We start from the raw sequence: 25,737 nt of genomic DNA, 5'->3' as shown, positions 1-25,737 counted from the left end.
CCCGCGATTTTCACCCTAGAAGCACAGCACTTCAGCTTCGGCCTGCGCGCGCTTGAGTTCTGCGAAAATCGCCGCGGCCGGGGCGCTGTCGCGGAAGATGCTGGCCCGCTCGCCCGAGGTCTGGCGCATCGCCATCACCGTCTCGGCCTCGACATAGCTTTCATAGGGCAGGATCGAGGCGATCGTGTCGATCGAACAGGAACAGCGCCGCAACGCATCGGCGGTCTGGCCGTTCACCCCCATGCAGGCAAAGACATATTCCGCGCGCGCCTCGGTCGGATAGTCGTTCAGATGGGCGGTGTCGGCAAAGGCCGAAAGTGGCACTGCCAGTGCCAGAACCGTCGCGCGGATCATGGCTTCACCCGCGCGGTGATCGCCTCATGATAGCCGCCCTCGACGGTTTCGGCGGTCAGGCTTTCGAAATAGCCGGGCAGGCCGTCCTTCATGCGGATGGTCAGCTTCAGCTTGGCAAAATCGCCCATGCGCGGCGCGTTCGGATCTTCGGCAAAGGGCTGCATGACGACCTGCGTCACGCCGTCGCCCGCCGGTTCGGCCTTGGCCTTGCTCAGCGCCTCTTTCATGCGGTTGCGGATATAGAACGGGCTCCCGCCGGCGATGGCCGCCATCGATCGGGTGACGTCCTCGAGGAACACCATCAGCACCGGGTTGCCGCCCGAGGCCGGGAACTCTTGCATCTCGCGGCGTTGGCCGTTCTGTTCAATGGCCATCTGCACGGCGGGTTCGGCCCCGGTCTCGGCCGCCTTGGCGGTCAGGATGATCGCGCCGCCCTCGATCGTGCGGAAGCCCTCGGCCTTGGGGCCGCTGCGGGTCTGGTCATAGGTCACCACCTGGCCGGGGGTCAGGGCCTCGACCACGCCGGTGCGGAACATGGCATCCGATCCGGTATCGGCATGGCCGGGCAACGCCAGCAGAACAGCCAGCGCGGGGATCAGGGTCAGGGATTTCAGAATGGTCACGCGCTTTCCTCCAGCATGAAGCCGCGCCCGCGCAGGGTGCGGATGGTGACGCCCGCGCCGGGCAACTGCGCCAGCTTGCGGCGCAGATAGCCCAGATAGACATCGACATTGTTTTCGGTGGCCCCGTCATGGGCGCCCCAGACCTGATCGAACAGCCGGTGGCGCGGCACTACCTGACCCGCCTGCGCCAGCAGACAGGCCATCAGCGCGGCCTCGCGTTCGGTCAGGCTGACGGGCGGGTCGCCGGGCGCGGTCAGCTCGCCGCGCACCGGATCAAAGGTCAGCGACGCCAGCCGCATTGGCGCATCACCGGGGGCGGGGCGCGGCGGGGCGGGCGGGCGCGGGGCCTCGGCCCGCAGCAGCGCGACCCGCAGCCGGGCGGTCAGTTCGGCGAACTGGAACGGCTTGACGACGTAATCATCGGCACCGGCGGCCAGCCCCTCGGCCCGATCCTCGACCCGCGACAGCGCCGACAGCACGATCAGCGGAAGGGTGACGCCGCGTCGGCGCAGGTGCTGGATCAGGTCCAGCCCGTTCTCCGGCCCCAGCATCCGGTCGATGATCGCCGCGCCAAAGCCGGGCAGGCTGAGCATGTCCAGCGCCGCGCCAGGGTCGGCAGTCCAGTCGGGGGCGAAGCCCTCGGCCCGCAGCCCGCGCATCAGCACCGAGGCGATGTCAGGGTCATCCTCGACGATCAGAACCCGTGTCATGCCACCCGCCTTTCGCCCGCAGCCACCAGCGGCAGCGACAGGGTGACGGCCAGCCCGCGCCCGTCCGGCCCACGGCCCAGATCCAGCGATCCGCCATGTTCACGCGCCACCCAGCCCGCCAGGGCAAGGCCCACGCCGAAGCCGCTGCCCCCCGCATCGCCGCGTCGGAAACGGCCCGGAACGGCGGCATCGGGCAGGCCGGGGCCGTCATCTGTCAGCACCAGCGCGGCGTGGCCCGCACCGCTGGCGCGCGTCGTCAGGGTCACCTGCGCGCCATTGCCAGCGTATTTCACCGCATTGTCGATCAGCCCCGACAGCACCTGCCGCAGCCAATCGCCATCGCCCGCCACCACCAGACCCGGTTGCAGATCCAGCACCGGGTCGATGCCCGCGCGGCGCAGCAGGGGCGCCATGTCATCCACCGCCAGCCGCGCCATCGCCGCCAGATCGACCGGCGCGTGATCCAGATCCAGCACCCCGGAGTCCGACCGCGCCACGCGCAGCATGTCGTCGATGCGCCGGTTCAGCCGTGCGGCGCGGGTGCGGATCACCGACAGCGCCGCCGCAAGGTCGGGGTCGTCGGTGCGCGCCAGCTCGGTCTCGGCCAGGATGACGGTCAGGGGGGTGCGCAGCTCATGCCCGACATCGGCGAAGAACCGGCGGCGGTCGGCGTCGATCTGCGCCAGCCGGTCGTGGGCTGCCTGAAGATCGGCAGTGCGCGCGGCGATCAGCGTCTGAAGGTCGCGCCGGTCCGCCTCGACCCGCGCACGGCGGCGATCCAGACCGGCGGTGACGCGGTTGATGCGGGCGAACAGCAAGCCCAGTTCGTCGCGCGCGGTGACCGGCAGCCGCCCCGCCGCCACCGCCCCCGAGGCCGCGCCGATGCGCCGGATCAAGGGCCGGATCACCCCGGCATAGACGGCGGCCAGCACGACCGGCGCGGCCAAGGCGATGGCGATGGCCAGCCACAGGCTGCGGCGCGCCCAATCCTGCGCAGCGGCCAGCGCGCCATCGCGGCGGACACGGGCGGCGTTGATCTGTTGGTCGATCACCGGCGCATAGGCAGCGCCAAAGGCATTCAGCGCGGCGTCGCGCGCGGCGGTGTCATCACCGGCCTCGCGCAGGCCCTGATCCATGCGGTCGACAAGCCCGCGGATCAGCGCCAGATCGCGGGCGGCGCGGGCGGCGGCCTCGGTGCGGGCGAGGTCGGGGGCGGCGGCAAGGTCGGCACGGATCAGCCCGTCCAGCGCCGCCAGTCCGATGCCGACCCCGGCCATCGCCTCATCCGCTGCCGCATCGCGGGCCAGCACGCGGGCGGTGATGCGGGCGGACAGGGCGCTGTAGGCCTCGATCCGGGCCTGCGCGGCATCGGCCTGGGCATTCCAGTGATCGGCGCGGGTCAGCGCCAGAACCGCACCCCCGGCGGCCAGCATCGCCAGCAGCGCAAGCGCCGCCGCCGCCACCGTCAGCCGGACGCGCAGCCCGGTCACGGCGCCAGCCCCAGCAGGCCGCGCAGCGCGGCACGCAATTCCTCGGGGGCGACGGGTTTTTCCAGCACGCCGATACCGCGTTCGCGGCAGTCGCGCTGCATCGCCGGGTCGCGGTTGGCCGTCACCACCACCGCCGGCAGGTCGGGCTTGCGCAGCCGCGCGCGCACCGCATCGATCGCCGCTACGCCGGTATCGCCGCCATCCAGATGGTAATCGGCCAGGATCACCTGCGGCGGTGCGCGACGGGTCGGCAGATGCGCCAGCGCCTCGGCGGTCGAGGCGGCGGGCATCACCTTCATCCCGGCCTCATCCCCCAGCACAAGCCGATAGGCATGGGCCATCGCGGCATCGTTTTCGATGACCATCACCCGGCGGCCACGCAGCAGCCCCCGGCGCTTGGCCGGTTGCGGCGCCGGGCCGGGGGCGGCGGCGGGACCGGTGACGATCGGCAGGCCGATGCGGAACACCGAGCCGCGCCCCGGTTCGGATTGCAGGCTGATCGGATGGCCCAGCTTCTGACAGGCGCCGCGCACGATCGACAGGCCCAGCCCCATGCCAGGCGCGGATTGGTCGGGGTTGATGCGCTGAAACTCATCGAAGATGCGGTTGCGATCCTCGGCGGCGATGCCCACGCCGCTGTCGCGCACCTCAAGCCAGGCACGCGCCCCGCGCCGCCGCACCCCCACCAGCACGCCGCCGCGCTCGGTGTATTTCAGCGCGTTCGACACCAGATTCTGCGCGATGCGGAACAGGAAGGTGGGGTCGCTGTCCACCCGGACCGAGCTTTGCGCGAACCGCAGTTCCAGCCCGCGTTCATGGGCGACATGCTGGAACTCGGCGTTCAGGCGCTGAAACAGGTCGCGCAGGGCGACAGGGCGGCGGTTGAACTCGATCCGCTGGCTGTCCAGGCGGGCGATGTCCAGCACGGCGTGCATCAGTTCCTCGACCAGCCCAAAGGCACTGGCCAGCCTCGCCACCAGATCGCCCTGACCTCCGTCCAGATCGGTATCCTGCAACATCGCCAGAAACAGCTTGGCCGCCGACAAGGGTTGCAGCAGGTCATGGCTGGCGGCGCGCAGAAAGCGGTTCTTGGCGCGGTTCGCCTCGACCGCGGCGGCGCGGGCCTGGGCCAGTTCGGCATTGCGCTGCGACAGGTCGGACAGCGCCTCAAGCAGCTCGCGGTTGCGGGTCTTGATCTCGCGCTCCAGCGCCATGGCGGCCTGGAAGGTGGCATAGGCCGAGCCGCGCGCTTCATCCTGGCGATCCAGGCGGCCGATCAGCGCAGCGTTGATCCGTTCCAGCTTGGCGATGCGGTCGCGCAAGTCGGCGGTTTCGGGCAGCGGGGTCAGGCCTGGGGTCGTCATGTCATTCGGCGGCACGGCTGGACCCCTGCGGCAGGAAGGCCAGCCCGACAAGGGTCTGGTTCACATGCATCCCGCCGTGCTGTTCGCCATAGGTGTTGAACCCCGCCAAGCGATACCGCGCGGCCAGGGCGCCGATCTGCGGCCCCAGGCCCAACTGTTCCACGGCGATTCGCCGAAGGATGCAGTCAAAGGTTAACACAAGACAGGGCGGCGCGGGCAGGGCGTCGAGTTGCGCCTGCAAACCCTCGGTCAGATCCTCGGCCAGGCCCAGGGTCAGCACCGAGCCGGGTTCGATGGCCGACATCAGCTTCAGCCCGTCATCGCGCGTCACCTCGCTGATGGCGCGGACGTAGTGGCGACCGCCCATCCGCACCATCAGCGGATGGCGGGCAAAGACGCGGGGCGACAGGTCGGCCACCGGCACCCCGACCAGCCGGGCGTATTCCTGCGCGGCGGGTTCGGCGTTCAGTTCCAGCATCAGCCGATCCTCGGGGCGGGCGTCGGTCACGACCATGCGGGTCGCGGTCGGGCGGAAATGCGCAAAGACGATTTCGTGCAGGTCCAGATCGGTTTCAAACAGCCCGAAGATCGCGGCATTGTTGAAGCCCTGATCGTCCAGCACCAGCAGCGTGCGGGTGAAATCCAGCCCGTCACCCGCGGACCCGCCAATGATCGGCATCCCCGGCAGGGCGGCATCCAGCGTGGCGACGACGACTTCCTCTTGCCCCGACAGGCCATCGGCCAAGAGCAGGCCAAAGACCGACCGGCCCGGCGTGCGGCAGCAGGTCTCGCGCAGGCTGCGGATCTCGGCCATCCAGTCCGAGACCGGCAGACGGTCGACATCACGCAGCACCGAAACCGCGCCGGCAAAGATCGACGCCGGAAAGGCAATAGCGGTGACGGTGCCGCTGCAATAGCCCGCCGCGCCGACCTCACCCGCAGATGAACAGCCCAGGATGCGGCAATCCTGCGGCAGCAGCGGGCGCAGCGCACGGGCGACATTCAGCACCGCGTCATGGGGCGAGGCGAACAGCAGCACAAAGGCCGGGTCGGCCCCGATCCGCGCCGCGATCTGGCGCGCGGCCAGTTCGGCATCCCCCGCCGGAACCGAGGCCGACAGCGGCGCCCGCCCCTCGGCGCAGACCGGCGCACTGTCGATTGCCTGATCGGCCAAAGCGCCCCCTTAATCCGCCGGGAACAGCCGCGCGGCATTGGCCAGCAGAACGGCCTGGGTGCGGCGGCGGGTGTTGATCTTGTTCATGATCGCGGTGACATGGGTCTTGACCGTCGCCTCGGCGATGTTCAGCTCATAGCTGATTTCCTTGTTCGCCTTGCCCGCGCAGATCAGCCGCAGGATGCGCATCTGCTGCGGCGTCAGGGTGGCGAACTTGCGGGCCAGTTCGGCGCGCTTGTCCTCTTTCGAGGGGTCGTGCTTGTCCAGGTCGATGCCCGGCGGCAGAACGGTTTCGCCCGCCCACATCCGGCGCAGCCCCGAACACAGCACATCGCGCGAGGCGGTCTTGCTGATGTAACCGGCGGCCCCTGCGGCGACGACCGCCCCCACCATCTCGGGGTCGACCTCGGCCGAAATCACGGTGATCGGGGTGTCGGGCAGCATCCGGCGCAGCGTCACCACGCCTTCGGCACCGCGCGCGTCGGGCAGGTTCAGGTCCAGCAGCACGGCATCGGGCCGCCGCCCCGACCGCAGCGATTCCACCGCCGCGGCAAGGGTCTTTTCGGTGCGCACATGGCGCAGGCCAAAGGCCATTTTCAGGGTCAGCGCCAGCGCGTCGCACATCAGCGGGTGATCGTCGATGATCAGCAGATCATCCACGGTGACCGGCGCGGCGGGCGGCGGGTTCTGGTCGGGGCGCCGGGCGGCACCCGTGGTCGCGGCAGATGCCATTGTCTTCCTCCATCGACGCAGGCGGCGGCGCAACGGGGCGCGCGCCCCACCAGCCTAAGGCTTGCGGCGGGTCGGGCAACCCGAAATCCGGGCGCTACGACTTTGGATTGATTGAAGCGCCCCTGAAGCGATGCCATCCTTTTGGCGGATCACGCAAGATGGGGTGGGGCGATGACGACGATGTGGGGCAAGTGGTGCGCTGTCGCTGTGGCGGTGCTGGCGCTGACAGGCGCGGCCGAGGCGCGCGAGTTGAAGGTCGGCGCGCTGAAATCCGGCACGGTGAACTGGGAATTGCAGACCATCCGCGACAAGGGCTTCGACAAGGCCAACGGCTTTGACCTGACGGTGACCGAGCTGGCCGGCAACCCCGCCACCCAGGTCGCCTTTCAGGCCGGTGAGGTCGACACCATCGTGACCGACTGGCTGTGGGTCGCCCAGCAGCGGGCCGAGGGGCAAGACGTGGTGTTCATCCCGTTCTCGACCGCCGTGGGCGGGCTGATGGTCAAGGCCGACAGCCCGGTGCAGACGCTGGCCGATCTGAAGGGCGCCAAGATCGGCATCGCGGGCGGCCCGGTCGACAAAAGCTGGCTGATCCTGCGCGCCTATGCGCAAAAGGAATACGGCATGGATCTGGCGGGGCAGACCGAACAGGTGTTCGGCGCGCCGCCGATGATCATGGAAGCCGCGCTGTCGGGCGAGGTCGGCGGGGCGATCAACTTCTGGCACTTCATGGCCAAGATGAAGGCCAAGGGGATGCGTCAGGTGGTCAGCGTGGCCGATGCTGCCACCGCGCTTGGGCTGGACCCGCAGACGCCGCTGCTGGGCTATGTCGTCAAGGGCGATCTGGTCCGCGACGAACCCGACCTGGTGGACGGGCTGCGCAAGGCCTCGCGTCAGGCCAAGGATCTGCTGGTCAACGATGACGCCGCCTGGGACGGACTGCGCCCGATCATGAATGCCGCCGATGATGCCGAGTTCACGGCCCTGCGCGACGGCTGGCGCGCCGGTGTGCCGGCGACCGATGCGGTCGACGTTGCCGAGGTCGCCAAGGTGTTCGCGCTGATGGCCGAACTGGGCGGGGCAGAGCTGGTGGGCAAGGCCACGACGCTGCCCGATGGCGTGTTCCTGACCGCCGAATGATCCGCGGGTGAGGGGCAGCAGCCAGACCAGCGGCCTTGTGACCGCGATCCTGTCGGCGGCGGGATTCGTCGCGGTATGGGCGGCGGCTGCGGCGTTGATCGGGCAGCCGCAGCGCCTGCCCTCGCCCGCCGTGGTGGCGGCGGTGATGGCGGATGAGGCGGCCTCCGGTCGGCTGTGGCTGCATCTGGGGGCGACACTGGCGCGGGTCGCGGCGGCCTTTGTGCTGGCCCTGTCGATCGGCGCGGCGCTTGGCCTGGCCCTGGGGCGGATGCCCCGGCTGGACCGCTGGCTGAACGCCTGGGTGGTGATCTTCCTGAACCTGCCCGCCCTGGTCGTGATCGTTCTGTGCTATATCTGGCTGGGCCTGAATGAGGTGGCGGCGGTGCTTGCCGTCGCCATCAACAAGATCCCCATGGTCACCGTCATGCTGCGCGAAGGCGCGCGCGCGCTGTCGCCCGCGCTGGACGACATGGCCCGCGCCTTTCGCATGTCGCCCGGCGCGCGGCTGCGCCATGTGGTGATCCCGCAACTGGCGCCGCATCTGGCCAGTGCCGCCCGCGCCGGGCTGGCACTGATCTGGAAGATCGTCCTAGTGGTCGAGTTCCTGGGCCGGTCGAACGGCGTCGGCTTTCAGATCCATCTGGCGTTTTCGATGTTCCGCGTGGCCGAGGTGCTGGCCTATGCCCTGGCCTTTGTCGCGGTCATGCTGGCCGTCGAATATGCGGTGCTGCGCCCGATCGAGGCGCGGGCGAACAGGTGGCGGCATGATCCTTGAAATTGCAGGAAAATCCTTTGGCAGCCGCGCCATTCTGGGGCCGATCCGGCTGGCGCTGGACCCCGGCGAACGGGTGGCTGTGCTGGGCCCGTCGGGGATCGGGAAATCCACGCTGATGCGGATCGTGGCGGGGCTGGACCCGGCCTTTCCCGCCCCTGCGGCCCGCACCGCGATGGTGTTTCAGGAACCGAACCTGCTGCCCTGGCGCGACAGTCTTGCCAATCTGGTGCTGACCACCGGCTGCACCGCCGATGAGGCGCGCGGCTGGCTAGCCGCCACCGGCCTTTCCGGGCATGAGGGCCATGTGCCGCGCCAGTTGTCGCTGGGCCAGCAACGCCGCCTGGCCCTGGCGCGGGCCTTTGCGGCGCGTCCCGATCTGCTGTTGATGGACGAACCCTTCGCCTCGCTTGATCGGGAAACGGCGGGTCGGATGCTGGCGCTGACCGACGATCTGCTGACCCGCACCGGCGCGGGCCTGTTGCTGATCACACACGACCCTGCCGAGGCCGACACGCTGCGCGCCCGCCGGATGCGGCTGACCGGCAGCCCGGCGGTGCTGGTCGACGATCAGAAGGTCTGATCCCAGCTTCCGCCCTCGGTATCGGTGGCGTGGACGTGAATCGGCTGGCCGTTCGGGCGATAGGCAAAGACGAACACCGGGTTTTCGGAAATCGAGATCCCGGCCTCCATCCGCCACAGCAGTTCGTCGCCCTGGCGCAGCTCAAGCTGGTTGATGAAATGCGCCGGAATGTCCAGCAGCGTCACCTGATCGCGTTGCAGGCCCGAGTTATTCGGGTGCCTTATCATCAGCTTGCCCTGCGACCGGCCATCCGGCAGCGGGGTCGCGGTGAACCGCATCTGGCCCATCTGATCAGCCCCCGACTTGCCCGCCGGTGCCGCGCATCCACCCGAGGCGCGCACAAACCTGCCCGCCATCAGCCGATTGCCGTCATCCAGATCGGCGACGGCGCGGACGTTGGAATAGGCGTTGACGCGCAGCCGCAGTTCAAGATCCAGAGGCGCCATCGCGGGGCCAAAGGCGAAGGTCGCGGCGACCGGCGCGGGGTTCTCATCAACCACGACCGAGGCCGCGGTGATCGTCGGCTGACCCGCAGCCTGCACCAGATGCACCGGCACCAGGGCCGGATCGGCCGCGCGCAACGGCGCGATCAGGTCAAGCCGGGCAGGGTCGACGGGCGGGTCTGTATCGTCGGGAACGACCGTGGCGCGCAGGTCGGACCAGGTCGTCGTGGTGGTGTCCAGCGGGTTGTCGACCGGCTGCGCCAGACCCGCGCCCGCCCAGACCGAAACCGCCAGCAAACAGATCAGATGGCGCATATCCGTTCCCCCCTGTCGCCAGTATCGACGGGGCTACCCCATGGGCATAGTGCGACTTTCGTCGCAGATGTCGTGCCCCATCCCTGTGCTAGGCTGGCGGCGGAGGTGCCGATGTTCCACCTGATCGCCAGCCTGTGCCTGACCGCCCAACCCGGTGTCTGCGCCGACACGCTGCTGCCCGCGCCGCAGGCCGAGACCGCCGCCGAATGCAGCGCCCGCGCGCCGGGGCGGATCGAGGATTTCCAGCGCGATCATGGGGTTACGGCAACCGGCTGGCGTTGCACCGATGCCCCGCCTGCGCTTGATCTGACGCCGGTCGCGCCGGGAATCTGGGCCTATTTCGCGACGACAGAACCTTTGTCGCCCGCCAATCGCGGCATGATCGCCAATGCGGGGGTGATCATCACCGATCAGGTCACAGTCATCGATCCGGGCGGCACGCGCGCGCAGGGGGCGGCGCTGTTTGCGGCGATCCGGGCGCGCACGGATGCGCCGATCCGGCGCGTCATCCTGACCCATGGCCACCCCGATCACATCTATGGCGCCGAGGTTTTTATCGAGGCAGGGGCAGAGGTTACGGGGCATCACGCGCTGCCGGACTTCGTCGCGGCGCGGGCAGAGACATGGGCGGAATCGATCCCGCGTCAGATCGGGGATGCTGCGTTTCTGGGCAGTCGCGCGGTGCTGCCGGGCCATGTCGTCACCACCCCCGAGCTGATCGACATCGGCGGCGGTCACGTGCTTGAACTGACCCCGCAGATGCCCGCCCATACCGGCAACGACATGACCGTTTTTCACCCGGCCAGCGGCACGTTGTTCACCGGTGATCTGGTGTTTCACGGCCTGACGCCGGTGGTGGATGGGTCGCTAACAGGTTGGATTGACTGGCTTTCCCAGCCACCCGATCCGCGCGTCAGCCGGGTCGTGCCAGGCCATGGCGGTGCCGCGATGGGCTGGGATCAGGCGACCGCGCCGATCCGGCGATACCTGACCGGGCTGGCCGATCAGACCCGGGCCGAGATTGCCGCAGGCGCCCCGATCAGCGAGGCGGTGACCCGGATCGGGCGCGATCTGTCGATGATGGACGGCAGCCACCCCTGGGCCGGGTTCGACGAAACCAACAGCCGCAACGCGACCGCCGCCTTTGCGGAACTTGAGTGGGAATAGCCCGTCATTTCGCCGTATCTCTGGCGTATCTTCCCTGTATCTTTTGCGTATCACGTTTGTCGATACGCCCGCTTAGGGTGGCGGCAGATGCGCGGCGATGGCGCGGGACAGCGCATAGGCGCGCTGTTCCAGGATGACCGGGGTTTCGCAGACATAGGTCAGCGACTGGCGGCGTTCGTCGAAGATCCGCGTGTCCCAATCAAGCTGCTTTTCGGCGGCGTCGATGGCGTCGAAATCGGGCTTGGCGGCGGCCTCAAGCTGGGACATCTGCGCGCGACCCTGTTCCAGCCGCGTGGCAAGCGCCTGTTGGCCGATGGCATAGCGGTCGATACCGTCGATCAGGCGTGCGCGGTGCGTGTCGATGCGGTCGAACACCGCCTGAAACAGGCCCGTCAGCGTGGCGGCATCGGCGGTCTGGGCGAAATCGGCGATGGCGGCCTCGGCCTGGTCCATCGGGGTGCGGCGCAGGGCGAGACGGTCGGCCAGCGCCTGCACCGCGGGGGTTTTCGCGGCGGCGTCGCTGGCGGCATCCGGCACCGGGCCGGTCCACAGCGCGCCGACCGACAGCCGCGGCACCTTGCGCTGGATGCAGGGCCAGTTCGGATCGGACGGGTCGGCGGCGGCATGGGCCACCCCGGTGGTCAGCATCAGACAGATCAGTGCCGAACGCAGCATCTTAGCCCCCCTTGCGTTTCGCCCACAGCCCCTTGGCCGGGTCATACATGAACACCGCCGCGCCGAAGAACAGCACCAGGCAACCCAGTGTGACGGCAAAAGCCAGCGGATTGAACTGCTGATAAAGTGCAAAGCGGATCAGCTCGACCGCGTGGGAAAACGGGTTCCATTCGCAGATCCGCGCCAGAAGGACCGAGGATTCCCGCATCCGCCACAGCGGATAAAGCGCGGTCGAGGCGAAGAACATCGGGAAGATCACGAAGTTCATCACCCCGGCAAAGTTTTCCAACTGCCGGATCGCGGATGAGATCAACAGGCCGAGCGCCCCCAGCATCAGCCCGGCCAGGATCAGCGCGGGCAGCACCGTCAGATAGCCGATCGGCGGCGGCTCGACCCGCCAGAACCAGGCGATCGCCAGGAAGGCGTAGACCTGCAACACCGCGACCAGCACCCCGGCCAGCAGTTTCGACCCCAGCAGGAACCAGCGCGGATAGGGGCTGACCAGCAGGGTGCGCATCGCCCCCGTCTCGCGGTCGTAGACCATGGATAGCGACGACTGCATCCCGGAAAACAGCAGGATCATGCCGCACAGGCCGGGGGTGACGTAGACCTCATACAGGACATAGGTCTGATAGGGGGGGGTGATCGACAGGCCCAGCACGGCGCGGAAGCCGGCGGCAAAGATGAACAGCCAGACCAGCGGGCGGACAAGCGCGGCCAGAAAGCGTTCGCGCTGGCGGATGAAGCGCAACGCCTCGCGCCACAGGATGCCGCGAAAGGCGACGGTCCAGCCAGTCATGCGGGCGCCCCGGTCATCGACAGGAAGGCGGCGGACAAATCACCGCCCTGGGCGATGTCGCCCGCGCGGCCATCGGCCAGCACCCGGCCCCGGTGCAGGATGGTGATGCCGTCATCGGGCTGCACCTCGTCAAAGATATGAGTGGCCCACAGCGCGGACACCTGCCCACCCGCGATCAGGCGGCGGACAAGGGCCAGAACCTCGGCGCGGGATTTGACGTCAAGGCCCACGGTGGCTTCATCCAGCAGCAGCAGCTCGGGGCGATGCAGCAGCGCGCGGGCGATTTCGGCGCGGCGTTGCTGGCCGCCGGACAGCGCGCTGACCCGCGCCCCGGCACGGTCGGACAGATCAACCATCTCAAGCACTTGCGCCGCGCGTTCCCGGCCCTGACGGGGCGGGATCCCGTGCAGCGCGGCGTGATAGGCCAGGTTCTGCGCCACCGTCAGATCGGCATCCAGCGCGCGCGACTGGAACACCACGCCAAGCGCCGCCAAGGCCCGCGACGGCGCGCGGCGCAGGTCATGCCCGGCAACCTGAATGCTGCCGGACGCATTGGTGTAAAGCCGGGTAATCAGCGAAAACAGCGTGGTCTTGCCCGCGCCATTCACCCCCAGCAGCGCGTGAAAGGCCCCGCGCGGCACCACCAGCGACACGTCATCCAGCGCCTTCACCTTGCCGAAGGCGTGACTGACATGGGCGATGTGCAGCGCGGGTTGATCCATCACTGGATGGTAAACACGGCCTGCTGGCTTTCGCCAGAGCTTCCGGGGATCGACAGCGTATAGCGGCCCGGCGTGACGGCGACAAAGCTGATGCGCGCCTCGCCCGCGTCGTCGAACTCAAGGCTGTGGATGCCCAGGGGGCGGATTTCGATGCCGTTGATCACGACCTCATTCACCCAGATCGCGCGGAAGAAATCGCCGCCCGACAGCGCCAGTTCGGCCGAGCCGTCGGCGGTGATGCTGATGCGATAATAGCCGCCCGATTTCAGCGTGTATTCGCCACCTGCCACCGGCTTGCCCGAGGCCAAGGTCAGCGGCGCCAGATCGGTGCGGTTGTCGCGCGCCATGATGCCCGAGGGGCCAAAGTCGAACTTGCCCGCCGCCTGATAGGTGCCGGAGGGCGCGGCCTCTTGTTCGGCATCGTCATCGGCTTCGGCCTCGGCGGCCATGCCCTCCATCCCGGCCATGCCCTGCTGCCCCTCGGCAAGCGCGGGCAGGGTCATCGCGGCGGACAGGATCAGCGCCAGGGTTGCGTCTTTGATCTGCATGGGGTTCTTCCTTTCGGGTCAGTTGGGGGCGACGACGACGCCCCAGGGCTGTTGGCCGACGGCCACGGATTTCACGACCTTGCGCGCGGCGACGTCGATCACCGACACATCGTTCGAGTTGCCATTGGTGGTGAACAACAGGCTTTCATCGGGGGTGAAGGCCATCTGCCACACGCGCTGACCGGTCAGCAGATAGTCCTCGACCTCCCATGTCTCGCCGTTGACCACGGCGACGCGGTTGGCGGGGCCAAGGGCGACGAACACCGTCTTGCCGTCGCCGGTGACGCGGACGCCGACCGGCTGGATCGCCTCGGGCAGGACGCCGGGAATGTCGAAGGTGATCTTGTGGATGATCTCGCGCGTGGTGGTGTCGATCACGCTGACCGTGCCGCCGATTTCGGCGCTGACATACAGATATTTGCCGTCATCGGTGAACTGGGCAAAGCGCGGGCGTTGGTCGACCAGCACATTCGCCACGATTTCATAGCTTTGCGCGTCGATGAAATGCGCCATGTTGGTGGTTTCCGAGGTGTTCACCACGAACTTGCCATCGGGGCTGATGCCCATGCCTTCGGGTTCGACGCCGACCGGGATTTCGGCCAGCATCTTCTTGGTCTGCGTATCGACGACCGTCACCAGGTTGTCGTCCTCATTGGCGATGTAAAGCGGATTGCCCGAGGGATGCAGGATGAACAGCTCGGGGTCGGGACCAGAGGGCAGGGTGTGCAGTTCCTGATAGGTCTCGGGGTCGAACACCCGCACCAGATCGTCATCGCTGGCGCAGACATACAGTTCCTTGCCATCGGGGCTGATGGTGATGCCGCGCGGGCGGTTGCCGGCGGGGAAGGTGGCGATCACCTCAAGCGTCTGGCTGTCCAGAACGGTGATGTCATTGCCCTTTTCGTTGCTGACAAAGACCTTGTTCGCCAGTGCCGGGGTGGCGGTGGTCAGCAGAAGCGTGGCCAGAAGCGCGCGGATCATCGGATGCCTTTCGTGCAGGTGGTTTCGGGGCGGTCGGTGCCGAGGGTGTCCAACTGGCTGACCTGATGCAGGAACGCATCCTGCGGGCTGACCGAGGCGGTCAGGATGCCGGTGGTCAGCAGCACCGGCTGGCGCAACTGGCCGTCCCAGTCGCGGATCGTCAGTTTCTGTCCCTTGAAGGCCGCCAGTTCCATCTTGTCGGACCGGATGAAGGCGTCCAGCGCGGCCCAATCGCCGGTATTGGCGCGGGTCGCGGCCTCGCCCAGCAGGCGCAGGGCCATCCAGACCTGGTAATCCTGATCCCGCATGGCGCGGCCTGACTGGGCCTCAAATCGGTTCTGGAACTGGGTGGCGCCCCAGGCCTCAAGCGCGGGGTGCCAGGATCGCGGCACCAGCCCGGCGGACCCGGCAACGGGGCGCGCGTCCCAGGTGTGATAGGGCAGATAGGCGGCGAAAACCCCGGCGGTGTCGGCGGCGATCACCACCTCATGCGCGGCGGCGTTCTGGGTAAAGACCGGCATCTGGGCCTGCACCTGCACATGGCCGGTATCGGTGCGGCGCGCCCCGCCGGTGTCCTCGAAGGTGCGTTCCTCGGTGATGCGGGCGCCGAACTTGGTGGCGGCGCGGCGATAGGCGGCGGCAAGGGCCTGATCGGCGGGGTGGCTGCCCGCGATCAGGAACCAGTCGTCCCATTTCTTCCAGACCAGAAACTGCGCCAAGGCATCGGTCAGCATCGCATCCGACGGCGCGGTGTGGATCAGGTTCGACCGGCAATCGGCCCCGCGCAGCGCATCATCGGCGGCAAGCGCATTGACGATCAACGCCTGATCCCCCGCCGCATCGGCCATGGCCAGCGTGGTCGGCGCATCCGCCAGCGTCACGATGAAATGTGACCCTTTGGCGATTGCCGCCTGCACCGCCGCCACCGCGTCCTCGGCGCTGACCGCGACCTCATCGGTGATGAAGTTCTGGCCCATGAAGGCCCCGGTCGTGGCATTGTCGGCATTGGCCAGCCGCGCGCCCTGAAAGCCCAGATCATCCGGCGGCAGATCGAGGCGCGAGATCGGCGGCAACCGGTCGCGGTCGACGCGGATCACCGTCGCACGGATGTCAACGGGGTCAGCGGCTAGCGCCGGGGCGGCCCCGGCCAGCGTCAGCGCCGCGGCAAGAAGGCTGGGTCTGGTCATGTGTCATCTCTCCCTTCGGGCATTCGGGCATGGGCTCGGGGTTGGGTCAACCCGCCCGAAGGTCGTCCTTTCGGATGAGAGATTGATAAGAAGCGAGCGACTGCCGCATCATACTTAGGTGGCATTGCGGGGGTCTGGCGGCGGGCGCAGGATCACCCCCGACATGACCCGCTGGATCGCCCCCCTTGCTGCGCTGATGATCGGCCTGACCCCCGCCGGGGCCAAGCCGGTGGGCGCGCCCGATTTTCCGACCGGCAGCGTGGCCTTTTTCGGGCTGCATTTCATCGACACCTCGACCGAGGGTGCGGTGAACGGCGCGCGCCCCGATCAGGCGCAACGCCTTGATATGGCGCGCGATTTCGTGGCCGAGCAATTCAGTAGCGCGGGTTTTGATATGCTTGACCTGGCCCCGGTTCAGGCCACGCTGGACCGCACCGCCAATCCCGCCCATTGCAACGGCTGCGAGGTCAAGATGGCGCGCGAACTGGGTGCCGATTACGCGCTGGTGGGCGAGGTTCAGAAGGTCTCGAACCTGATACTCAGCATGAATCTGGTGTTGCGCGACGCAGAGACGGGGCGGGCGATCCGCGCCGCCGCCGTCGATATTCGCGGCAATACCGACGACAGTTGGCGGCGGGGGATTTCCTATCTGCTGCGCAATCGCATTTTCCACGACACGACGGGAGGACGAAAATGAAACGACGCATGGTGCTGGCCGGGATGGCCACGGCGGTAGCACTGGCGATGACCGGGACGGCGGCGCTGGCGCATGGCCCGTCGCGGCAAAAGGTGGCGCTGGAGGTCAAGCTGAACGCGACCCCGGCCGAGGTCTGGGCCGTCGTCGGCAATTTCTACGACATGAGCTGGCACCCGGTTGTCGCGGAAACGCAGGGCGACGGGTCGATGGATGCCGACAAGTCGACGCGCGTGCTGGTGCTGAAATCCGATGCCGACCCCAAGCCGACGATCAAGGAAGTTCTGGCCAAGTATAACCCCGAAAAGATGAGCTATGGCTATCGGATCGAGGAGGTCAGCATCGACGTGCTGCCGGTCACGAACTATGCCTCGACCATCACCGTCAAGGATGATGGCGGCAAGGCAACGGTCGAATGGAAGGGCGGCTTCTATCGCGGCAACCCGCTGAACAACCCCGAACCGCAGTATAACGACGAAGCCGCCGTGAAGGCGGTGACCGCCGTCTATCAGGCTGGTCTGGACGCCTTGGCCGAAAAGTTCGGCAAGCGCGAATGATCCGGGCGCTTGCCCTGATGCTAATGCTGTCCCCGGCCAGTGCCGGGGACATTGCGTTTGTGACCTCGCAGAATGCGGGGGTGGTCAGCCGGGTGGATCTGGGCAGCGGCGCGATCCTGTCGCAGACGGCGATTCCCGGCGACCCGGCGGCCGTGGCGGTCACGCCCGATGGTGGGGCCTTTGTGGTCAGCGCCAGCAACGCGACGCTGCACCGGCTGGATGCCAAGGGCGCCGAGGTCGGGCAGGTTGTGCTGGGTGGCGGGCCGTTCGGGCTGGCCATGAACCCGGCGCGCGGCGTAGTCTATGTCGCGGATTGGTATGCGACGCGCGTGTGGGAGATCGACGCCGACACCCTGACCATCCGGCGCGAGTTCGCGGTAGGCAAGTCGCCATCGGGCATTGCCGTCAGCCCCGACGGCACCTGGCTGGCGGTGGCCGACCGCGACAGCGATCAGGTCAGCCTGATCGACGCGGAAACCGGCGCGGTGCGGGCGGTGCCCGTTGGCGCGCGGCCCTTTGGGGTGACGATCCACGACGGGCGGGTGTTCGCGGCCAATGTCGGGTCCGACTCGGTGTCCGTCATCGACCCGGTGGCGGGCGCAGTGATCGGCACGGTTCCAGTGGGCGAGCGGCCCTATGCCGTGGCCTTTGCCGCCGGGCGCGGCTTTGTGACGAACCAATATGCCGGCAGCCTGACGGTCTTTGACGCGGCCAGCCTGGCGGTGATCGACACGATCGAGGTCGGCGAATACCCCGAGGGGATCGACGCCGACAGCGCGGGGCGGGTGATCGTCGCGAACTGGATGTCGAACCAGTTGATCGCGGTGAACGCGACCAGCCTGGCCATCGAAGGCGACTGGGAGATGCCGGACGGCCCCCGCGCCTTTGGCGACTTCATTCGACCGGCTGCACCGTGACCAGGCTGCCGCCGGCGGCGGACCAGCCGTCGGTGCCGCCGGGATACCAATGCACGCCGCTGTATCCCCAGCCGATTGCGCGCCTGGCGGCGTTCCAGCTCATCCAGCAGTCGGCGCGACAGAAGATCACCACCGGGGCGACCTTGTCGGGCGCGGCGCGGGCCAGACCGTCGCGCAGGCGCGCTTCCTCGGTCGGGTTCAGGCGGTCATAGCCAGTGTTGGGCAACCAGACCGCGCCGGGGATCGAGGCGTGCGGCTTTTCCACCCAGACGGTGCCTTCGGGCAGGCCCTTGGGGCGGGTCTGGCGGGGCAGCACATCCAGAAACGGCACAGCCGCATCATGCAACGCGCGGGCCTGCGCGTCGTCGATCACCACCGCCCCGGCAAGGGTGGCCGGAACGGGGGATTTGTAAGGCTCGCCATGGAAATCGGCGGGTTCCGGCACCTGGGCCAAGGCCAGCGTCGGAACCAAAAGCGCCGCCGCCAGCAGGTGCTTCATGGCGCGGCCTTCAGCGCGGTGCCGTAATCGTCGGTCACCGGCACGCCAGCCTCGATCAGGATGCGGTCGATGTCGTCCTGATTGCGGCGGATCAGGCTGTTCAACTGGCGCTTCCAGTCGTCTTCGCCGGGGCGCACGCCCATCGTGATGCGGTAGAACAGCTTGGGGGCAGGCGTGTCGCCCAAAAGCGGGATGACCGTCAGCCCGTCACGGGCCTTGGCCATCGGTCCGCCCTGCGGCCCCCACAGGATCGCAACGTCGATCTGGCCGGATTCCAGATCATCCAGCATCTGATCGGCCGAGTTGACCACGGCGCGATCCGCGAACAGCTGATAGGGCCGCGCCTTGCCAAGCAGCCCGACCCGCGCCAGATGGCTGGCCGGTGGCGTGCCCGCGATCACGCCCACCACCTTGTCCTTCAGCGCCGGATCGTCCAGCGAGGTGATGGCGGCCAGCGGCCCGCCGGCCTTGACGATCATCACATGGGTCGAGGTGTAATAGGCGTTGGTATTCTGAACCAGCTCATCACCCTGGGCATAGCCGATGATCACGTCGCATCTTTTGTCGCGCAGGGTCTTGCGCACAAAGCCGGTGGCCATCGGAAACCAGGTGTATTCCAGCGGGCGTTCCAGCCGCGCCGCCATCAGTTCCGCGATCTTGTTCTCATAACCCGGCTGTTCGCGCCCCGAGGCGGGCCAGGCCGAGGGATCGGCGCAGACGCGCAAGGCGTCATGCGACGTGGCATCGGCGACCTGCGCCGCCGCAGGCGCAAGGCCCGCGGCGGACAGCAGCACCGTCAGGAGGACAGCGGCGCTGCGCATGGTCATTCCATGCAGGCGGTTTCTTTCGCCGCCAGCTCATCGCTTTTCGGGGCCTTCTTGGCCGGGCGGCCACGCGGGATGGTCTCGGTGCCACGGGCGCGCAGATAGACGTAGATGTCATCCAGATAGCACATGACGTTCTTGTTGGTGCCGAAGGCCGGCATCACGTTGTTCGAGGCGGCCCCCACAACCTCGCGCCCCGAGGCCACGACTTGCAGGAAGTCGTAGTAATCCATGTTCATCACCGAATCCTTCAGCGCCGGCGCATAGGTCGAGCCTTCGCCATCCGGCCCGTGGCAGACGTGGCATTCGGCGTGATAGCGGCGGAAGCCCGAGAAGGTGGCGAAGTCGATGGTGCCGTCCGCCTCCATCTTGAAGGTCGGGATGTCGTCTGCGGTCATCCAGACACCATCGACCTGATGGTCGGCGGCGGTTTCGGTGGTCGCGGCCATGCCGGACATTCCCGACATCCCTTCCATGAATTGCACATTGGCGGGGTTGGCCGGGGCTTCGCCCGACATGCCGGTCATGCCTGACATGCCAACCGGGCCACTTTCGACGATGGATTGCGGGATCGGCGGCGTGGTGGCGGTCTGACCTTCGGCCCAGGCCGCGCCGGTGACCGCAGCAACCGCACAGGCCGCCGACAGAATGGTGGTGATCTTGTTCATTGTTATGTCCTCCCCGGAATGAACCGCCCCAAGGTTACCCTTGGGGCGTCCATGTTTAAGTCACATTGGCTGGGTCACAGACCAAAGTCTGAGACATGTGCGACCTTTGGATTAGTTGCTGGGCGCGGCCATGCCGCTCATGCCCGACATCCCATCCATACCGGCCATACCCGACATGCCTTCCATGCCGCTCATGCCGGACATGCCCGACATGCCGCTCATGCCGGTCTGGGCCGAGCTGGTGCCAGCCAGCTTGAACACGGTCAGCTGACCGCCAAGGGCGGTATAGTCAGACAGCGACGAATAGCCGCCCACGGCCCCCAAACCTTCGTTCGGGTTGGTCAGACCGGCCGCCAGACCGATGCCCGCCCAGCCGCCGACACCCGACAGAACCGCGACATACTGGTTGCCGCCGTGCTGATAGGTCATCACGTTGCCGATGATGCCCGAGGGGGTCTTGAAGCGATACAGTTCCTCGCCGGTGTTGGCGTCGATCGCCTTCAGATGGCCTTCCAGCGTGCCATAGAACACCACGTCGCCCGCGGTGGCCAAGGCGCCCGACCAGACCGAGAACTTCTCGGGCAGGGACCATTTGATTTCGCCCTTGACGTTATCCCAGGCGATGAAGTTGCCCATGCCGCCGTGGCTGTCCGGCGCCGGATACATCGCCAGCGTCGCACCCACATAGGGCTGACCGGCGGTATAGCTGACGCGGAAGGGTTCGTAGTCCATGCAGACGTGGTTCGTCGGGACGTAGAACAGGTTGGTCTTGGGGCTGAACGCCGCCGGCTGCTGGTCCTTGGAGCCGAGCGCCGCCGGGCAGATGCCGGTGGTGTTCTCGTCCTCGCCGTTCTGGGCGGTCGAGTATTCGGCGACCACGGCCGGGCGGCCATAGGTTTCCGAGTTCGGGTCCATGTCGACGCCGGTGGTCCAGTTCACCGCCGGATCATACTTTTCGGCCACCAGCAGTTCGCCGGTTTCGCGGTCCAGCGTATAGCCCAGACCGTTGCGGTCGAAGTGGGTCAGCAGCTTGCGTGGGGTGCCGTTGAAATCCTGATCGGTCAGGATCATCTCGTTGATGCCGTCATAATCCCATTCGTCATGGGGCGTCATCTGATAGAACCACTTGGCCACGCCGGTGTCCGCGTCGCGCGCCATGATGGTCATCGACCAGCGGTTGTCGCCCGGACGCTGCGACGGGTTCCAGGTCGAGGGGTTGCCCGAACCGTAATAGATCAGGTTCAGCTCGGGGTCATAGGAATACCAGCCCCAGGTGGTGCCGCCACCGATCTTCCACTGGTCACCTTCCCAGGTGTTCGTGCCGGAATCCTTGCCGACCGGCTTGCCCAGATGGGTGGTCTTTTCGGGATCGACCAGGATGTCTTCGTCAGGCCCCATCGAATAGGCGCGCCAGGCCAGGCTGCCGTCCTTGATGTTATAGGCGGTGACGCTGCCGCGCACGCCGAACTCGCCGCCCGAGATGCCGACGATCAGCTTGTCCTTGACCGGCGTGACGGTGGCGGTGTTGGTTTCGCCCTTGGACGGATCGCCATTGACGACCGACCATTTCACTTCGCCGGTCTTGGCGTCCAGCGCCACGACGGTGGTGTCGGCCTGATGCAGGAAGATCATCCCGTCGGCATAGGCAACGCCGCGGTTCACGGTGTCGCAGCACATCACGCCGATGACTTCGGCATTCTGCTTGGGTTCATACCGCCACAGGATCTTGCCGTCGTTGTTCAGGTCCAGTGCATAGACGACGTTCGGGAACGGCGTATGAACATACATGATGTCGCCGATCACCAGCGGGCTGCCTTCGTGGCCGCGCAGAACGCCGGTCGAGAAGGTCCACGCGACTTGCAGATCCTTGACGTTGTCCTTGTTGATCTGATCCAGCGTCGAATAGCGGGTGTTGGCATAGTCGCCGGTCTGGATGGCCCACTGGGCCGGGTTGGCGATGGCCTCTTTCACGCTGTCATTGGCCAGGGCCGGTGCAACCGCGACGGTGCACAACAGGCCGGCAAGGCCGATTCCAAGTTTCTTCATGGGTTCCTCCCCTATGGCCCGATGGGCCGCGTTGGTGGCGACTTGCGCCGGTCGTCGTGACCACCCCCGCCTCACCCAGGGTCAGCCACGGTCTTATGACTTTCTTATTCGGGGGCGAGTCTGCCCTTTGGTCAACGGCCATGGCCCGATCCTAGGTCTAAAGTATGACGACCACCGGCCGGTCGGCGGTTTTGGGCGACCGCCACAAGCCTGCAACCGAATGCGCATTTGCATCCGGCGTGAAACCTGCAATAGTTCGTTTTTATTGACTACCGCCTTGAGCTTATTGAGAGACGGATGGAAGATACTTCGCAGAAATTTACGGATCTTGGGCAGGCCCTGCGGCTGCGCCGACGCGAGTTGGGGATGACCTTGCGCGATGTGGCGGACCAGACAGGCCTTTCGGTTGGCTTCATTTCGCAACTGGAACGCGGCATGACCTCGCCGTCGCTGTCGTCGCTTTATGCCCTGGCGGCGGCGCTGAAATCGCCGGTGACGGCGTTTTTCGACCCGCCGAACCGCAGCCCTGGCCTGACGCGGGTGGATACCCGTGCGATGTTCAGCACCGGCGGGCCGATGTATGAACAACTGACCAGCCAGTTTCCGGGCAGCATGTTGCAGGGTCTGATGGTGCATTACCCGCCCGGCCTGACGGGCGAGAAATCACGTCATTCAGGCGAGGAACTGCTGGTCGTGCTGCGCGGCGCGCTGACGGTCGAGCTGGATGGGGCGAAAGAGGTGATGCAGGCTGGTGACAGCCTGCATTTCGATTCCCGCCGCCCGCATCGGGTGCGCAATCACACGGCGGAGACGACGACCGTGCTGTGGTGCGGCACCTGGGATGTGTTCGGCGCGATCCCGACCGACCCGAACCACGACCCGATTCAGCCCGCGTCGTAGCGTTTCCAGATCGCCTTGTCGCCCAGTGCCGCGACAAAGGCCGCATGGGCGGTGGCCTCGGCCTCGGTCAGGCGCGGCGGCAGGGGCGTGGGCCGGGGGCGGGGGCGCCAATCAGTCTGCATCGTGCTGGTGCCGGCGCGCGGTTGATCGGTCACGGCCAGCACCAGATCGGGCTGACGACCACCGCAGAGTTCCAGATAGACAGCCGCGAGAAGCTGGCTGTCCAGCAGCGCGCCGTGCTTGTCGCGCGCCGAACTGTCGACGGCAAAGCGGCGACACAAGGCATCCAGCGTGCAGGGCGAACCGGGAAACCGCTTGCGCGCCATGGCCAGCGTGTCCAGCGCGCGGACCATCGGGATGATCGGGCGGCGGGCGGCCTCAAGTTCGGCATTCAGGAAGGCCATGTCGAAGCTGGCGTTATGGATCACCAGCCGGGAATCGGTGCCGATGAAGTCCAGAAACTCATCCACGATCAGGTGAAAGCGTGGCTTGTCCGCCAGAAAGGCGTCGGACAGGCCGTGGACAGCCTCGGCCTCGGCGGGCATCGAGCGGTTGGGGTTGATATAGACGTGGTATTCCTTGCCGGTGGGCAGGTGGTTCACCAGCTCGACCGCGCCGATTTCGACGATCCGGTCGCCGCCGCGCGGGTCTAGGCCGGTGGTTTCGGTGTCCAGGACGATCTCACGCATGGCGGGCCTTCAGTTGGGCGATCAGCGTGTGAACCTGGGCGCGGGTGGCGTCCAAGGTCAGCGTGTCGATGATATGGGTGGCGCGGGCGCGCTTTTCAGCGTCCGGCATCTGCCGCGACAGGATCATGTCCAGCCGGGCGGGGGTCATGCCCGGGCGGGCCAGCACACGGGCGCGCTGGATATCGGCAGGGGCGCTGACCACGGCCACCGCATCCATCTGATCCTGCGCGCCGGTTTCAAACAGCAGCGGGATGTCCAGCACAACCAGATCGGCCCCGTCGCGGGTGGCCTGCGCGATGAAATCGGCGCGGTCGGCGGCAACAAGCGGGTGAACGATGGCCTCGATCCGGGTCAGCGCGGTCGGGTCGGCGTCGATCAGGCGGCGCAGAGCGTCGCGGTCGATCGCATCGGGACCAAGGCCGGGGAAGGCGGCGACCAGCGGCGCGACGGCGGCCCCGCCCGGCGCGTAAAGCCGATGCACCGCCGCATCGGCATCCCAGACAGGCACGCCCGCATCGGCAAACATCGCCGCGGTGGTCGATTTGCCCATGCCGATCGAGCCGGTCAGCCCCAGACGAAAGGTCGTCATGCCAACACCGCGTCGCGCAGCGTCTGGTCAACCTCGGGGCGGTGGCCGAACCAGCGTTCAAAGCCGGGCGCGGCCTGATGCAAGAGCATCCCCAAGCCATCGACGGTGCGGCAGCCAAGCGCCGCCGCCTGTTCCAGGAATGGGGTCATCAGCGGCGTATAAACGATGTCGGTGACAACGGCGCTGGGAGGCAGCGCCTCCATCGGGACGCGCAGGTCGGACTTGCCCGCCATGCCCAGAGAGGTGGCGTTGACCACGGTCGCCGCGTTTTCGAACATGTTGCCCGCGCGGCCCCAGTCATAGACGACCAGTCGCGCGCCGAACTCGGCCCGCAACGATTCCGCCCGCGCCTGGGTGCGGTTCGAGATGCGGATTTCCGGCACCCCGGCCTCGAGGAATGACGCGATGACAGCCCGCGCCGCACCGCCAGCACCCAGAATGGCGGCCGGTCCGGTCTCGGGCTGCCAATCGGGGACGGCTTGGCGCAGGTTGGCCATGAAACCGTAACCATCTGTATTATCGGCGTAAATACGGCCATCGCCGTGAAAGACCAGGGTGTTGGCAGCGCCGATCAGCGCGGCGCGATCGGTCACGCTGTCGGCAAGGGCCAGGGCGGCCTCTTTATGCGGGATGGTGATGTTGCAGCCAACAAAGCCGGCGCGGGGCAGGGCGCGCAGCACCTGTTCCAGATGCTCGGGCGCGACATCCATCGGGATGTAATGGCCGCGAATGCCATAGCGCGCCAGCCAATGCCCGTGCAGGCGCGGCGAACGGGAATGGGCGATCGGATGGCCGATCACCCCGGCCAGAGGAATGCGGGTCAGGTCAGTCATGATGTTCCAGTCTGCCGGATGCGCAGCCAGTTGAGAAGTTCGATCAAGGGCAGGCCCAGGATGGTGAAGTGGTCGCCCTCGACACGGGAAAACAGGCGGACGCCCTCGGCCTCGATCAGGTAGCCGCCGACGGAGTGACGGATGCTGTCCCAGTAGCGGGCGACGTAGTCGGCGATTTCGGTGGGGCTGAGCGGGTGCATGGTCAGCCGTGCAGTGCCGACATGGCGCCAGATCGGTTCGCCATCGCGCACCACCACGGCGGCGGAGAGCAGGCGGTGGGTCTGCCCCGACAACCGGCTGATCTGGGCGACGGCGTCATCGGGGGTCGCAGGTTTGGAAAACACCTGCCCGTCCAGTTCCAGGATCTGATCGCCGCCCAGAACGAACGCGCCGGGGCATTTCAGGCTGACCTTCTGCGCCTTGGCCTGTGCCAGGGCGTCGGCCATGTCGCGCGGACTGGCACCATCCAGCGCGAGCGCATCGCGGATCGCCTGTTCATCGACGCGGGCCGGGCGTGCGTCGAAATCAAGGCCGGCGGCGCGCAGCATGGCAATCCGGCTGGCCGAGGTCGAGGCAAGGATCAGGGGCGTGTTCATCATTCTGTGGACAACTGCCGGGACAGGTCTGGGGGTCAGGGTGGGCCAGCGGAGGCCTGTGGGTCAATGCCCCTTTCCTGCCCGGAACAAAGGGGCATTGTCCACAGTGGGACAAAGGCCGCGCCGACATCGGGATAAGATGTTGC

The 25,737-nt window shown here is 67.2% G+C and carries 29 protein-coding genes and 1 pseudogene; 8 read left to right on the top strand and 22 right to left on the bottom strand.

What is annotated here, in order from left to right:
* Positions 1-15: 15 nt before the first annotated feature.
* The 7 genes from ACEYYA_RS14210 to ACEYYA_RS14180 are packed head-to-tail and all read right to left on the bottom strand — an operon-like array spanning position 16 to position 6,447.
* Positions 16-354, bottom strand: a complete 339-nt coding sequence (locus ACEYYA_RS14210; protein ID WP_374801574.1) for a hypothetical protein — start codon at positions 352-354, stop codon at positions 16-18.
* Positions 351-977, bottom strand: coding sequence for a hypothetical protein (locus ACEYYA_RS14205; protein ID WP_374801573.1), 627 nt, complete (start codon positions 975-977; stop codon positions 351-353). Before ACEYYA_RS14205 ends, ACEYYA_RS14210 begins: the two co-directional genes overlap by 4 nt.
* The gene (locus ACEYYA_RS14200; protein WP_374801572.1) at positions 974-1,687 is read right to left on the bottom strand and encodes a response regulator transcription factor; all 714 of its coding nucleotides are present in this window, start codon (positions 1,685-1,687) and stop codon (positions 974-976) included. Before ACEYYA_RS14200 ends, ACEYYA_RS14205 begins: the two co-directional genes overlap by 4 nt.
* Positions 1,684-3,177, bottom strand: coding sequence for a sensor histidine kinase (locus ACEYYA_RS14195; RefSeq protein WP_374801571.1), 1,494 nt, complete (start codon positions 3,175-3,177; stop codon positions 1,684-1,686). Before ACEYYA_RS14195 ends, ACEYYA_RS14200 begins: the two co-directional genes overlap by 4 nt.
* Entirely contained in the window at positions 3,174-4,541 is a 1,368-nt protein-coding gene (locus tag ACEYYA_RS14190; RefSeq protein WP_374801570.1) for an ATP-binding response regulator, read from the bottom strand. The genes ACEYYA_RS14195 and ACEYYA_RS14190 overlap by 4 nt, the downstream gene beginning before the upstream one ends.
* Before the next feature lies 1 nt (position 4,542).
* Positions 4,543-5,715, bottom strand: a complete 1,173-nt coding sequence (locus ACEYYA_RS14185; RefSeq protein WP_374801569.1) for an FIST N-terminal domain-containing protein — start codon at positions 5,713-5,715, stop codon at positions 4,543-4,545.
* 9 nt (positions 5,716-5,724) lie between these two features.
* The gene (locus ACEYYA_RS14180; RefSeq protein ID WP_374801568.1) at positions 5,725-6,447 is read right to left on the bottom strand and encodes a response regulator; all 723 of its coding nucleotides are present in this window, start codon (positions 6,445-6,447) and stop codon (positions 5,725-5,727) included.
* A gap of 171 nt (positions 6,448-6,618) precedes the next feature.
* On the opposite strand from ACEYYA_RS14180, the gene ACEYYA_RS14175 reads away from it, so the two are divergent.
* The 3 genes from ACEYYA_RS14175 to ACEYYA_RS14165 are packed head-to-tail and all read left to right on the top strand — an operon-like array spanning position 6,619 to position 8,942.
* Positions 6,619-7,587 (top strand): ABC transporter substrate-binding protein, encoded by a 969-nt coding sequence (locus ACEYYA_RS14175; protein ID WP_374801567.1) that lies wholly within the window; start codon positions 6,619-6,621, stop codon positions 7,585-7,587.
* Positions 7,588-7,594: 7 nt separating this feature from the next.
* A complete protein-coding gene (locus tag ACEYYA_RS14170) occupies positions 7,595-8,362 on the top strand; it encodes an ABC transporter permease (RefSeq protein ID WP_374801566.1) in 768 nt (255 codons plus the stop codon).
* On the top strand, positions 8,352-8,942 hold the full coding sequence (locus tag ACEYYA_RS14165) for an ATP-binding cassette domain-containing protein (RefSeq protein WP_374801565.1): 591 nt from the start codon (positions 8,352-8,354) through the stop codon (positions 8,940-8,942). Before ACEYYA_RS14170 ends, ACEYYA_RS14165 begins: the two co-directional genes overlap by 11 nt.
* Here ACEYYA_RS14165 and ACEYYA_RS14160 read toward each other — a convergent pair.
* Positions 8,930-9,700, bottom strand: coding sequence for a quinoprotein dehydrogenase-associated SoxYZ-like carrier (locus tag ACEYYA_RS14160; protein ID WP_374801564.1), 771 nt, complete (start codon positions 9,698-9,700; stop codon positions 8,930-8,932). The two genes, ACEYYA_RS14165 and ACEYYA_RS14160, sit on opposite strands and share 13 nt — an antisense overlap.
* Before the next feature lie 111 nt (positions 9,701-9,811).
* On the opposite strand from ACEYYA_RS14160, the gene ACEYYA_RS14155 reads away from it, so the two are divergent.
* Positions 9,812-10,867 (top strand): quinoprotein relay system zinc metallohydrolase 2, encoded by a 1,056-nt coding sequence (locus ACEYYA_RS14155; protein WP_374801563.1) that lies wholly within the window; start codon positions 9,812-9,814, stop codon positions 10,865-10,867.
* A gap of 72 nt (positions 10,868-10,939) precedes the next feature.
* On the opposite strand, the gene ACEYYA_RS14150 is transcribed toward ACEYYA_RS14155, so the two are convergent.
* The 6 genes from ACEYYA_RS14150 to ACEYYA_RS14125 all read right to left on the bottom strand — a co-directional run bounded on the left by ACEYYA_RS14150 (position 10,940) and on the right by ACEYYA_RS14125 (position 15,779).
* Positions 10,940-11,542 carry a hypothetical protein gene (locus ACEYYA_RS14150; RefSeq protein ID WP_374801562.1) on the bottom strand — a complete coding sequence of 201 codons (603 nt, stop codon included), beginning with the start codon at positions 11,540-11,542 and terminating at the stop codon, positions 10,940-10,942.
* A 1-nt stretch (position 11,543) separates the two neighbouring features.
* Entirely contained in the window at positions 11,544-12,341 is a 798-nt protein-coding gene (locus ACEYYA_RS14145) for an ABC transporter permease (RefSeq protein ID WP_374801561.1), read from the bottom strand.
* Entirely contained in the window at positions 12,338-13,063 is a 726-nt protein-coding gene (locus tag ACEYYA_RS14140; protein WP_374801560.1) for an ATP-binding cassette domain-containing protein, read from the bottom strand. Before ACEYYA_RS14140 ends, ACEYYA_RS14145 begins: the two co-directional genes overlap by 4 nt.
* Complete coding sequence (locus tag ACEYYA_RS14135; RefSeq protein WP_374801586.1) at positions 13,063-13,530, bottom strand: cupredoxin domain-containing protein; 468 nt, start codon at positions 13,528-13,530, stop codon at positions 13,063-13,065. The genes ACEYYA_RS14140 and ACEYYA_RS14135 overlap by 1 nt, the downstream gene beginning before the upstream one ends.
* A 99-nt stretch (positions 13,531-13,629) precedes the next feature.
* On the bottom strand, positions 13,630-14,592 hold the full coding sequence (locus ACEYYA_RS14130; RefSeq protein ID WP_374801559.1) for a YVTN family beta-propeller repeat protein: 963 nt from the start codon (positions 14,590-14,592) through the stop codon (positions 13,630-13,632).
* Positions 14,589-15,779 carry an ABC transporter substrate-binding protein gene (locus ACEYYA_RS14125; protein ID WP_374801558.1) on the bottom strand — a complete coding sequence of 397 codons (1,191 nt, stop codon included), beginning with the start codon at positions 15,777-15,779 and terminating at the stop codon, positions 14,589-14,591. The genes ACEYYA_RS14130 and ACEYYA_RS14125 overlap by 4 nt, the downstream gene beginning before the upstream one ends.
* A 163-nt stretch (positions 15,780-15,942) precedes the next feature.
* Here ACEYYA_RS14125 and ACEYYA_RS14120 point away from each other — a divergent pair, with 163 nt between their 5' ends.
* From ACEYYA_RS14120 to ACEYYA_RS14110, 3 genes are read left to right on the top strand one after another with little or no spacing between them, the layout of a single operon-like run.
* The gene (locus ACEYYA_RS14120; protein WP_374801557.1) at positions 15,943-16,476 is read left to right on the top strand and encodes a DUF3280 domain-containing protein; all 534 of its coding nucleotides are present in this window, start codon (positions 15,943-15,945) and stop codon (positions 16,474-16,476) included.
* Positions 16,473-17,030 carry an SRPBCC family protein gene (locus ACEYYA_RS14115; protein WP_374801556.1) on the top strand — a complete coding sequence of 186 codons (558 nt, stop codon included), beginning with the start codon at positions 16,473-16,475 and terminating at the stop codon, positions 17,028-17,030. The genes ACEYYA_RS14120 and ACEYYA_RS14115 overlap by 4 nt, the downstream gene beginning before the upstream one ends.
* 17 nt (positions 17,031-17,047) lie before the next feature.
* Positions 17,048-17,947 (top strand): Vgb family protein, encoded by a 900-nt coding sequence (locus tag ACEYYA_RS14110; RefSeq protein WP_374801555.1) that lies wholly within the window; start codon positions 17,048-17,050, stop codon positions 17,945-17,947.
* Here ACEYYA_RS14110 and ACEYYA_RS14105 read toward each other — a convergent pair.
* From ACEYYA_RS14105 to ACEYYA_RS14090, 4 genes and pseudogenes are all read right to left on the bottom strand, one after another.
* On the bottom strand, positions 17,925-18,446 hold the full coding sequence (locus ACEYYA_RS14105; protein WP_374801554.1) for a PQQ-dependent catabolism-associated CXXCW motif protein: 522 nt from the start codon (positions 18,444-18,446) through the stop codon (positions 17,925-17,927). The two genes, ACEYYA_RS14110 and ACEYYA_RS14105, sit on opposite strands and share 23 nt — an antisense overlap.
* The gene (locus ACEYYA_RS14100) at positions 18,443-19,273 is read right to left on the bottom strand and encodes a quinoprotein dehydrogenase-associated putative ABC transporter substrate-binding protein (protein WP_374801553.1); all 831 of its coding nucleotides are present in this window, start codon (positions 19,271-19,273) and stop codon (positions 18,443-18,445) included. Before ACEYYA_RS14100 ends, ACEYYA_RS14105 begins: the two co-directional genes overlap by 4 nt.
* Positions 19,270-19,737, bottom strand: a complete 468-nt coding sequence (locus ACEYYA_RS14095; RefSeq protein WP_374801585.1) for a c-type cytochrome, methanol metabolism-related — start codon at positions 19,735-19,737, stop codon at positions 19,270-19,272. The genes ACEYYA_RS14100 and ACEYYA_RS14095 overlap by 4 nt, the downstream gene beginning before the upstream one ends.
* Before the next feature lie 450 nt (positions 19,738-20,187).
* A pseudogene (locus ACEYYA_RS14090) lies at positions 20,188-21,984 on the bottom strand (methanol/ethanol family PQQ-dependent dehydrogenase); the annotation flags it as partial.
* Between the two features lie 297 nt (positions 21,985-22,281).
* Between ACEYYA_RS14090 and ACEYYA_RS14085 the strand changes: the two are divergent.
* Positions 22,282-22,884, top strand: a complete 603-nt coding sequence (locus tag ACEYYA_RS14085; protein ID WP_374801552.1) for a cupin domain-containing protein — start codon at positions 22,282-22,284, stop codon at positions 22,882-22,884.
* On the opposite strand, the gene dnaQ is transcribed toward ACEYYA_RS14085, so the two are convergent.
* From dnaQ to ACEYYA_RS14065, 4 genes are read right to left on the bottom strand one after another with little or no spacing between them, the layout of a single operon-like run.
* The gene (gene dnaQ, locus ACEYYA_RS14080) at positions 22,869-23,573 is read right to left on the bottom strand and encodes a DNA polymerase III subunit epsilon (RefSeq protein ID WP_374801551.1); all 705 of its coding nucleotides are present in this window, start codon (positions 23,571-23,573) and stop codon (positions 22,869-22,871) included. The two genes, ACEYYA_RS14085 and dnaQ, sit on opposite strands and share 16 nt — an antisense overlap.
* The gene (gene coaE, locus ACEYYA_RS14075; RefSeq protein WP_374801550.1) at positions 23,566-24,162 is read right to left on the bottom strand and encodes a dephospho-CoA kinase; all 597 of its coding nucleotides are present in this window, start codon (positions 24,160-24,162) and stop codon (positions 23,566-23,568) included. Before coaE ends, dnaQ begins: the two co-directional genes overlap by 8 nt.
* Positions 24,159-24,995: a shikimate dehydrogenase gene (locus ACEYYA_RS14070; RefSeq protein WP_374801549.1), complete on the bottom strand. Its 837-nt coding sequence runs from the start codon at positions 24,993-24,995 to the stop codon at positions 24,159-24,161. Before ACEYYA_RS14070 ends, coaE begins: the two co-directional genes overlap by 4 nt.
* Complete coding sequence (locus ACEYYA_RS14065) at positions 24,992-25,594, bottom strand: Maf family protein (RefSeq protein WP_374801548.1); 603 nt, start codon at positions 25,592-25,594, stop codon at positions 24,992-24,994. Before ACEYYA_RS14065 ends, ACEYYA_RS14070 begins: the two co-directional genes overlap by 4 nt.
* Positions 25,595-25,737 lie beyond the last annotated feature (143 nt).

Source organism: Paracoccus zhouxuedongae (assembly GCF_041927815.1).
Lineage (GTDB): Bacteria > Pseudomonadota > Alphaproteobacteria > Rhodobacterales > Rhodobacteraceae > Paracoccus.
This window is presented reverse-complemented; position numbering and strand designations above follow the sequence as displayed.

Coding starts and splice junctions, on each gene's coding strand:
- ACEYYA_RS14130 (WP_374801559.1), bottom strand. CDS start 14,592: ATGATCCGCGCGCTTCTGGCCACGCTTCTGCTGACCACCGCCACCCCG.
- ACEYYA_RS14070 (WP_374801549.1), bottom strand. CDS start 24,995: ATGACTGACCTGACCCGCATTCCTCTGGCCGGGGTGATCGGCCATCCG.
- ACEYYA_RS14120 (WP_374801557.1), top strand. CDS start 15,943: ATGACCCGCTGGATCGCCCCCCTTGCTGCGCTGATGATCGGCCTGACC.
- ACEYYA_RS14145 (WP_374801561.1), bottom strand. CDS start 12,341: ATGACTGGCTGGACCGTCGCCTTTCGCGGCATCCTGTGGCGCGAGGCG.
- ACEYYA_RS14180 (WP_374801568.1), bottom strand. CDS start 6,447: ATGGCATCTGCCGCGACCACGGGTGCCGCCCGGCGCCCCGACCAGAAC.
- ACEYYA_RS14125 (WP_374801558.1), bottom strand. CDS start 15,779: ATGACCAGACCCAGCCTTCTTGCCGCGGCGCTGACGCTGGCCGGGGCC.
- coaE (WP_374801550.1), bottom strand. CDS start 24,162: ATGACGACCTTTCGTCTGGGGCTGACCGGCTCGATCGGCATGGGCAAA.
- ACEYYA_RS14210 (WP_374801574.1), bottom strand. CDS start 354: ATGATCCGCGCGACGGTTCTGGCACTGGCAGTGCCACTTTCGGCCTTT.
- ACEYYA_RS14200 (WP_374801572.1), bottom strand. CDS start 1,687: ATGACACGGGTTCTGATCGTCGAGGATGACCCTGACATCGCCTCGGTG.
- ACEYYA_RS14085 (WP_374801552.1), top strand. CDS start 22,282: ATGGAAGATACTTCGCAGAAATTTACGGATCTTGGGCAGGCCCTGCGG.
- ACEYYA_RS14100 (WP_374801553.1), bottom strand. CDS start 19,273: ATGACCATGCGCAGCGCCGCTGTCCTCCTGACGGTGCTGCTGTCCGCC.
- dnaQ (WP_374801551.1), bottom strand. CDS start 23,573: ATGCGTGAGATCGTCCTGGACACCGAAACCACCGGCCTAGACCCGCGC.
- ACEYYA_RS14190 (WP_374801570.1), bottom strand. CDS start 4,541: ATGACGACCCCAGGCCTGACCCCGCTGCCCGAAACCGCCGACTTGCGC.
- ACEYYA_RS14065 (WP_374801548.1), bottom strand. CDS start 25,594: ATGATGAACACGCCCCTGATCCTTGCCTCGACCTCGGCCAGCCGGATT.
- ACEYYA_RS14140 (WP_374801560.1), bottom strand. CDS start 13,063: ATGGATCAACCCGCGCTGCACATCGCCCATGTCAGTCACGCCTTCGGC.
- ACEYYA_RS14160 (WP_374801564.1), bottom strand. CDS start 9,700: ATGCGCCATCTGATCTGTTTGCTGGCGGTTTCGGTCTGGGCGGGCGCG.
- ACEYYA_RS14155 (WP_374801563.1), top strand. CDS start 9,812: ATGTTCCACCTGATCGCCAGCCTGTGCCTGACCGCCCAACCCGGTGTC.
- ACEYYA_RS14095 (WP_374801585.1), bottom strand. CDS start 19,737: ATGTCGGGAATGTCCGGCATGGCCGCGACCACCGAAACCGCCGCCGAC.
- ACEYYA_RS14165 (WP_374801565.1), top strand. CDS start 8,352: ATGATCCTTGAAATTGCAGGAAAATCCTTTGGCAGCCGCGCCATTCTG.
- ACEYYA_RS14105 (WP_374801554.1), bottom strand. CDS start 18,446: ATGAAGCACCTGCTGGCGGCGGCGCTTTTGGTTCCGACGCTGGCCTTG.
- ACEYYA_RS14135 (WP_374801586.1), bottom strand. CDS start 13,530: ATGGCCGGGATGGAGGGCATGGCCGCCGAGGCCGAAGCCGATGACGAT.
- ACEYYA_RS14110 (WP_374801555.1), top strand. CDS start 17,048: ATGCTAATGCTGTCCCCGGCCAGTGCCGGGGACATTGCGTTTGTGACC.
- ACEYYA_RS14175 (WP_374801567.1), top strand. CDS start 6,619: ATGACGACGATGTGGGGCAAGTGGTGCGCTGTCGCTGTGGCGGTGCTG.
- ACEYYA_RS14150 (WP_374801562.1), bottom strand. CDS start 11,542: ATGCTGCGTTCGGCACTGATCTGTCTGATGCTGACCACCGGGGTGGCC.
- ACEYYA_RS14115 (WP_374801556.1), top strand. CDS start 16,473: ATGAAACGACGCATGGTGCTGGCCGGGATGGCCACGGCGGTAGCACTG.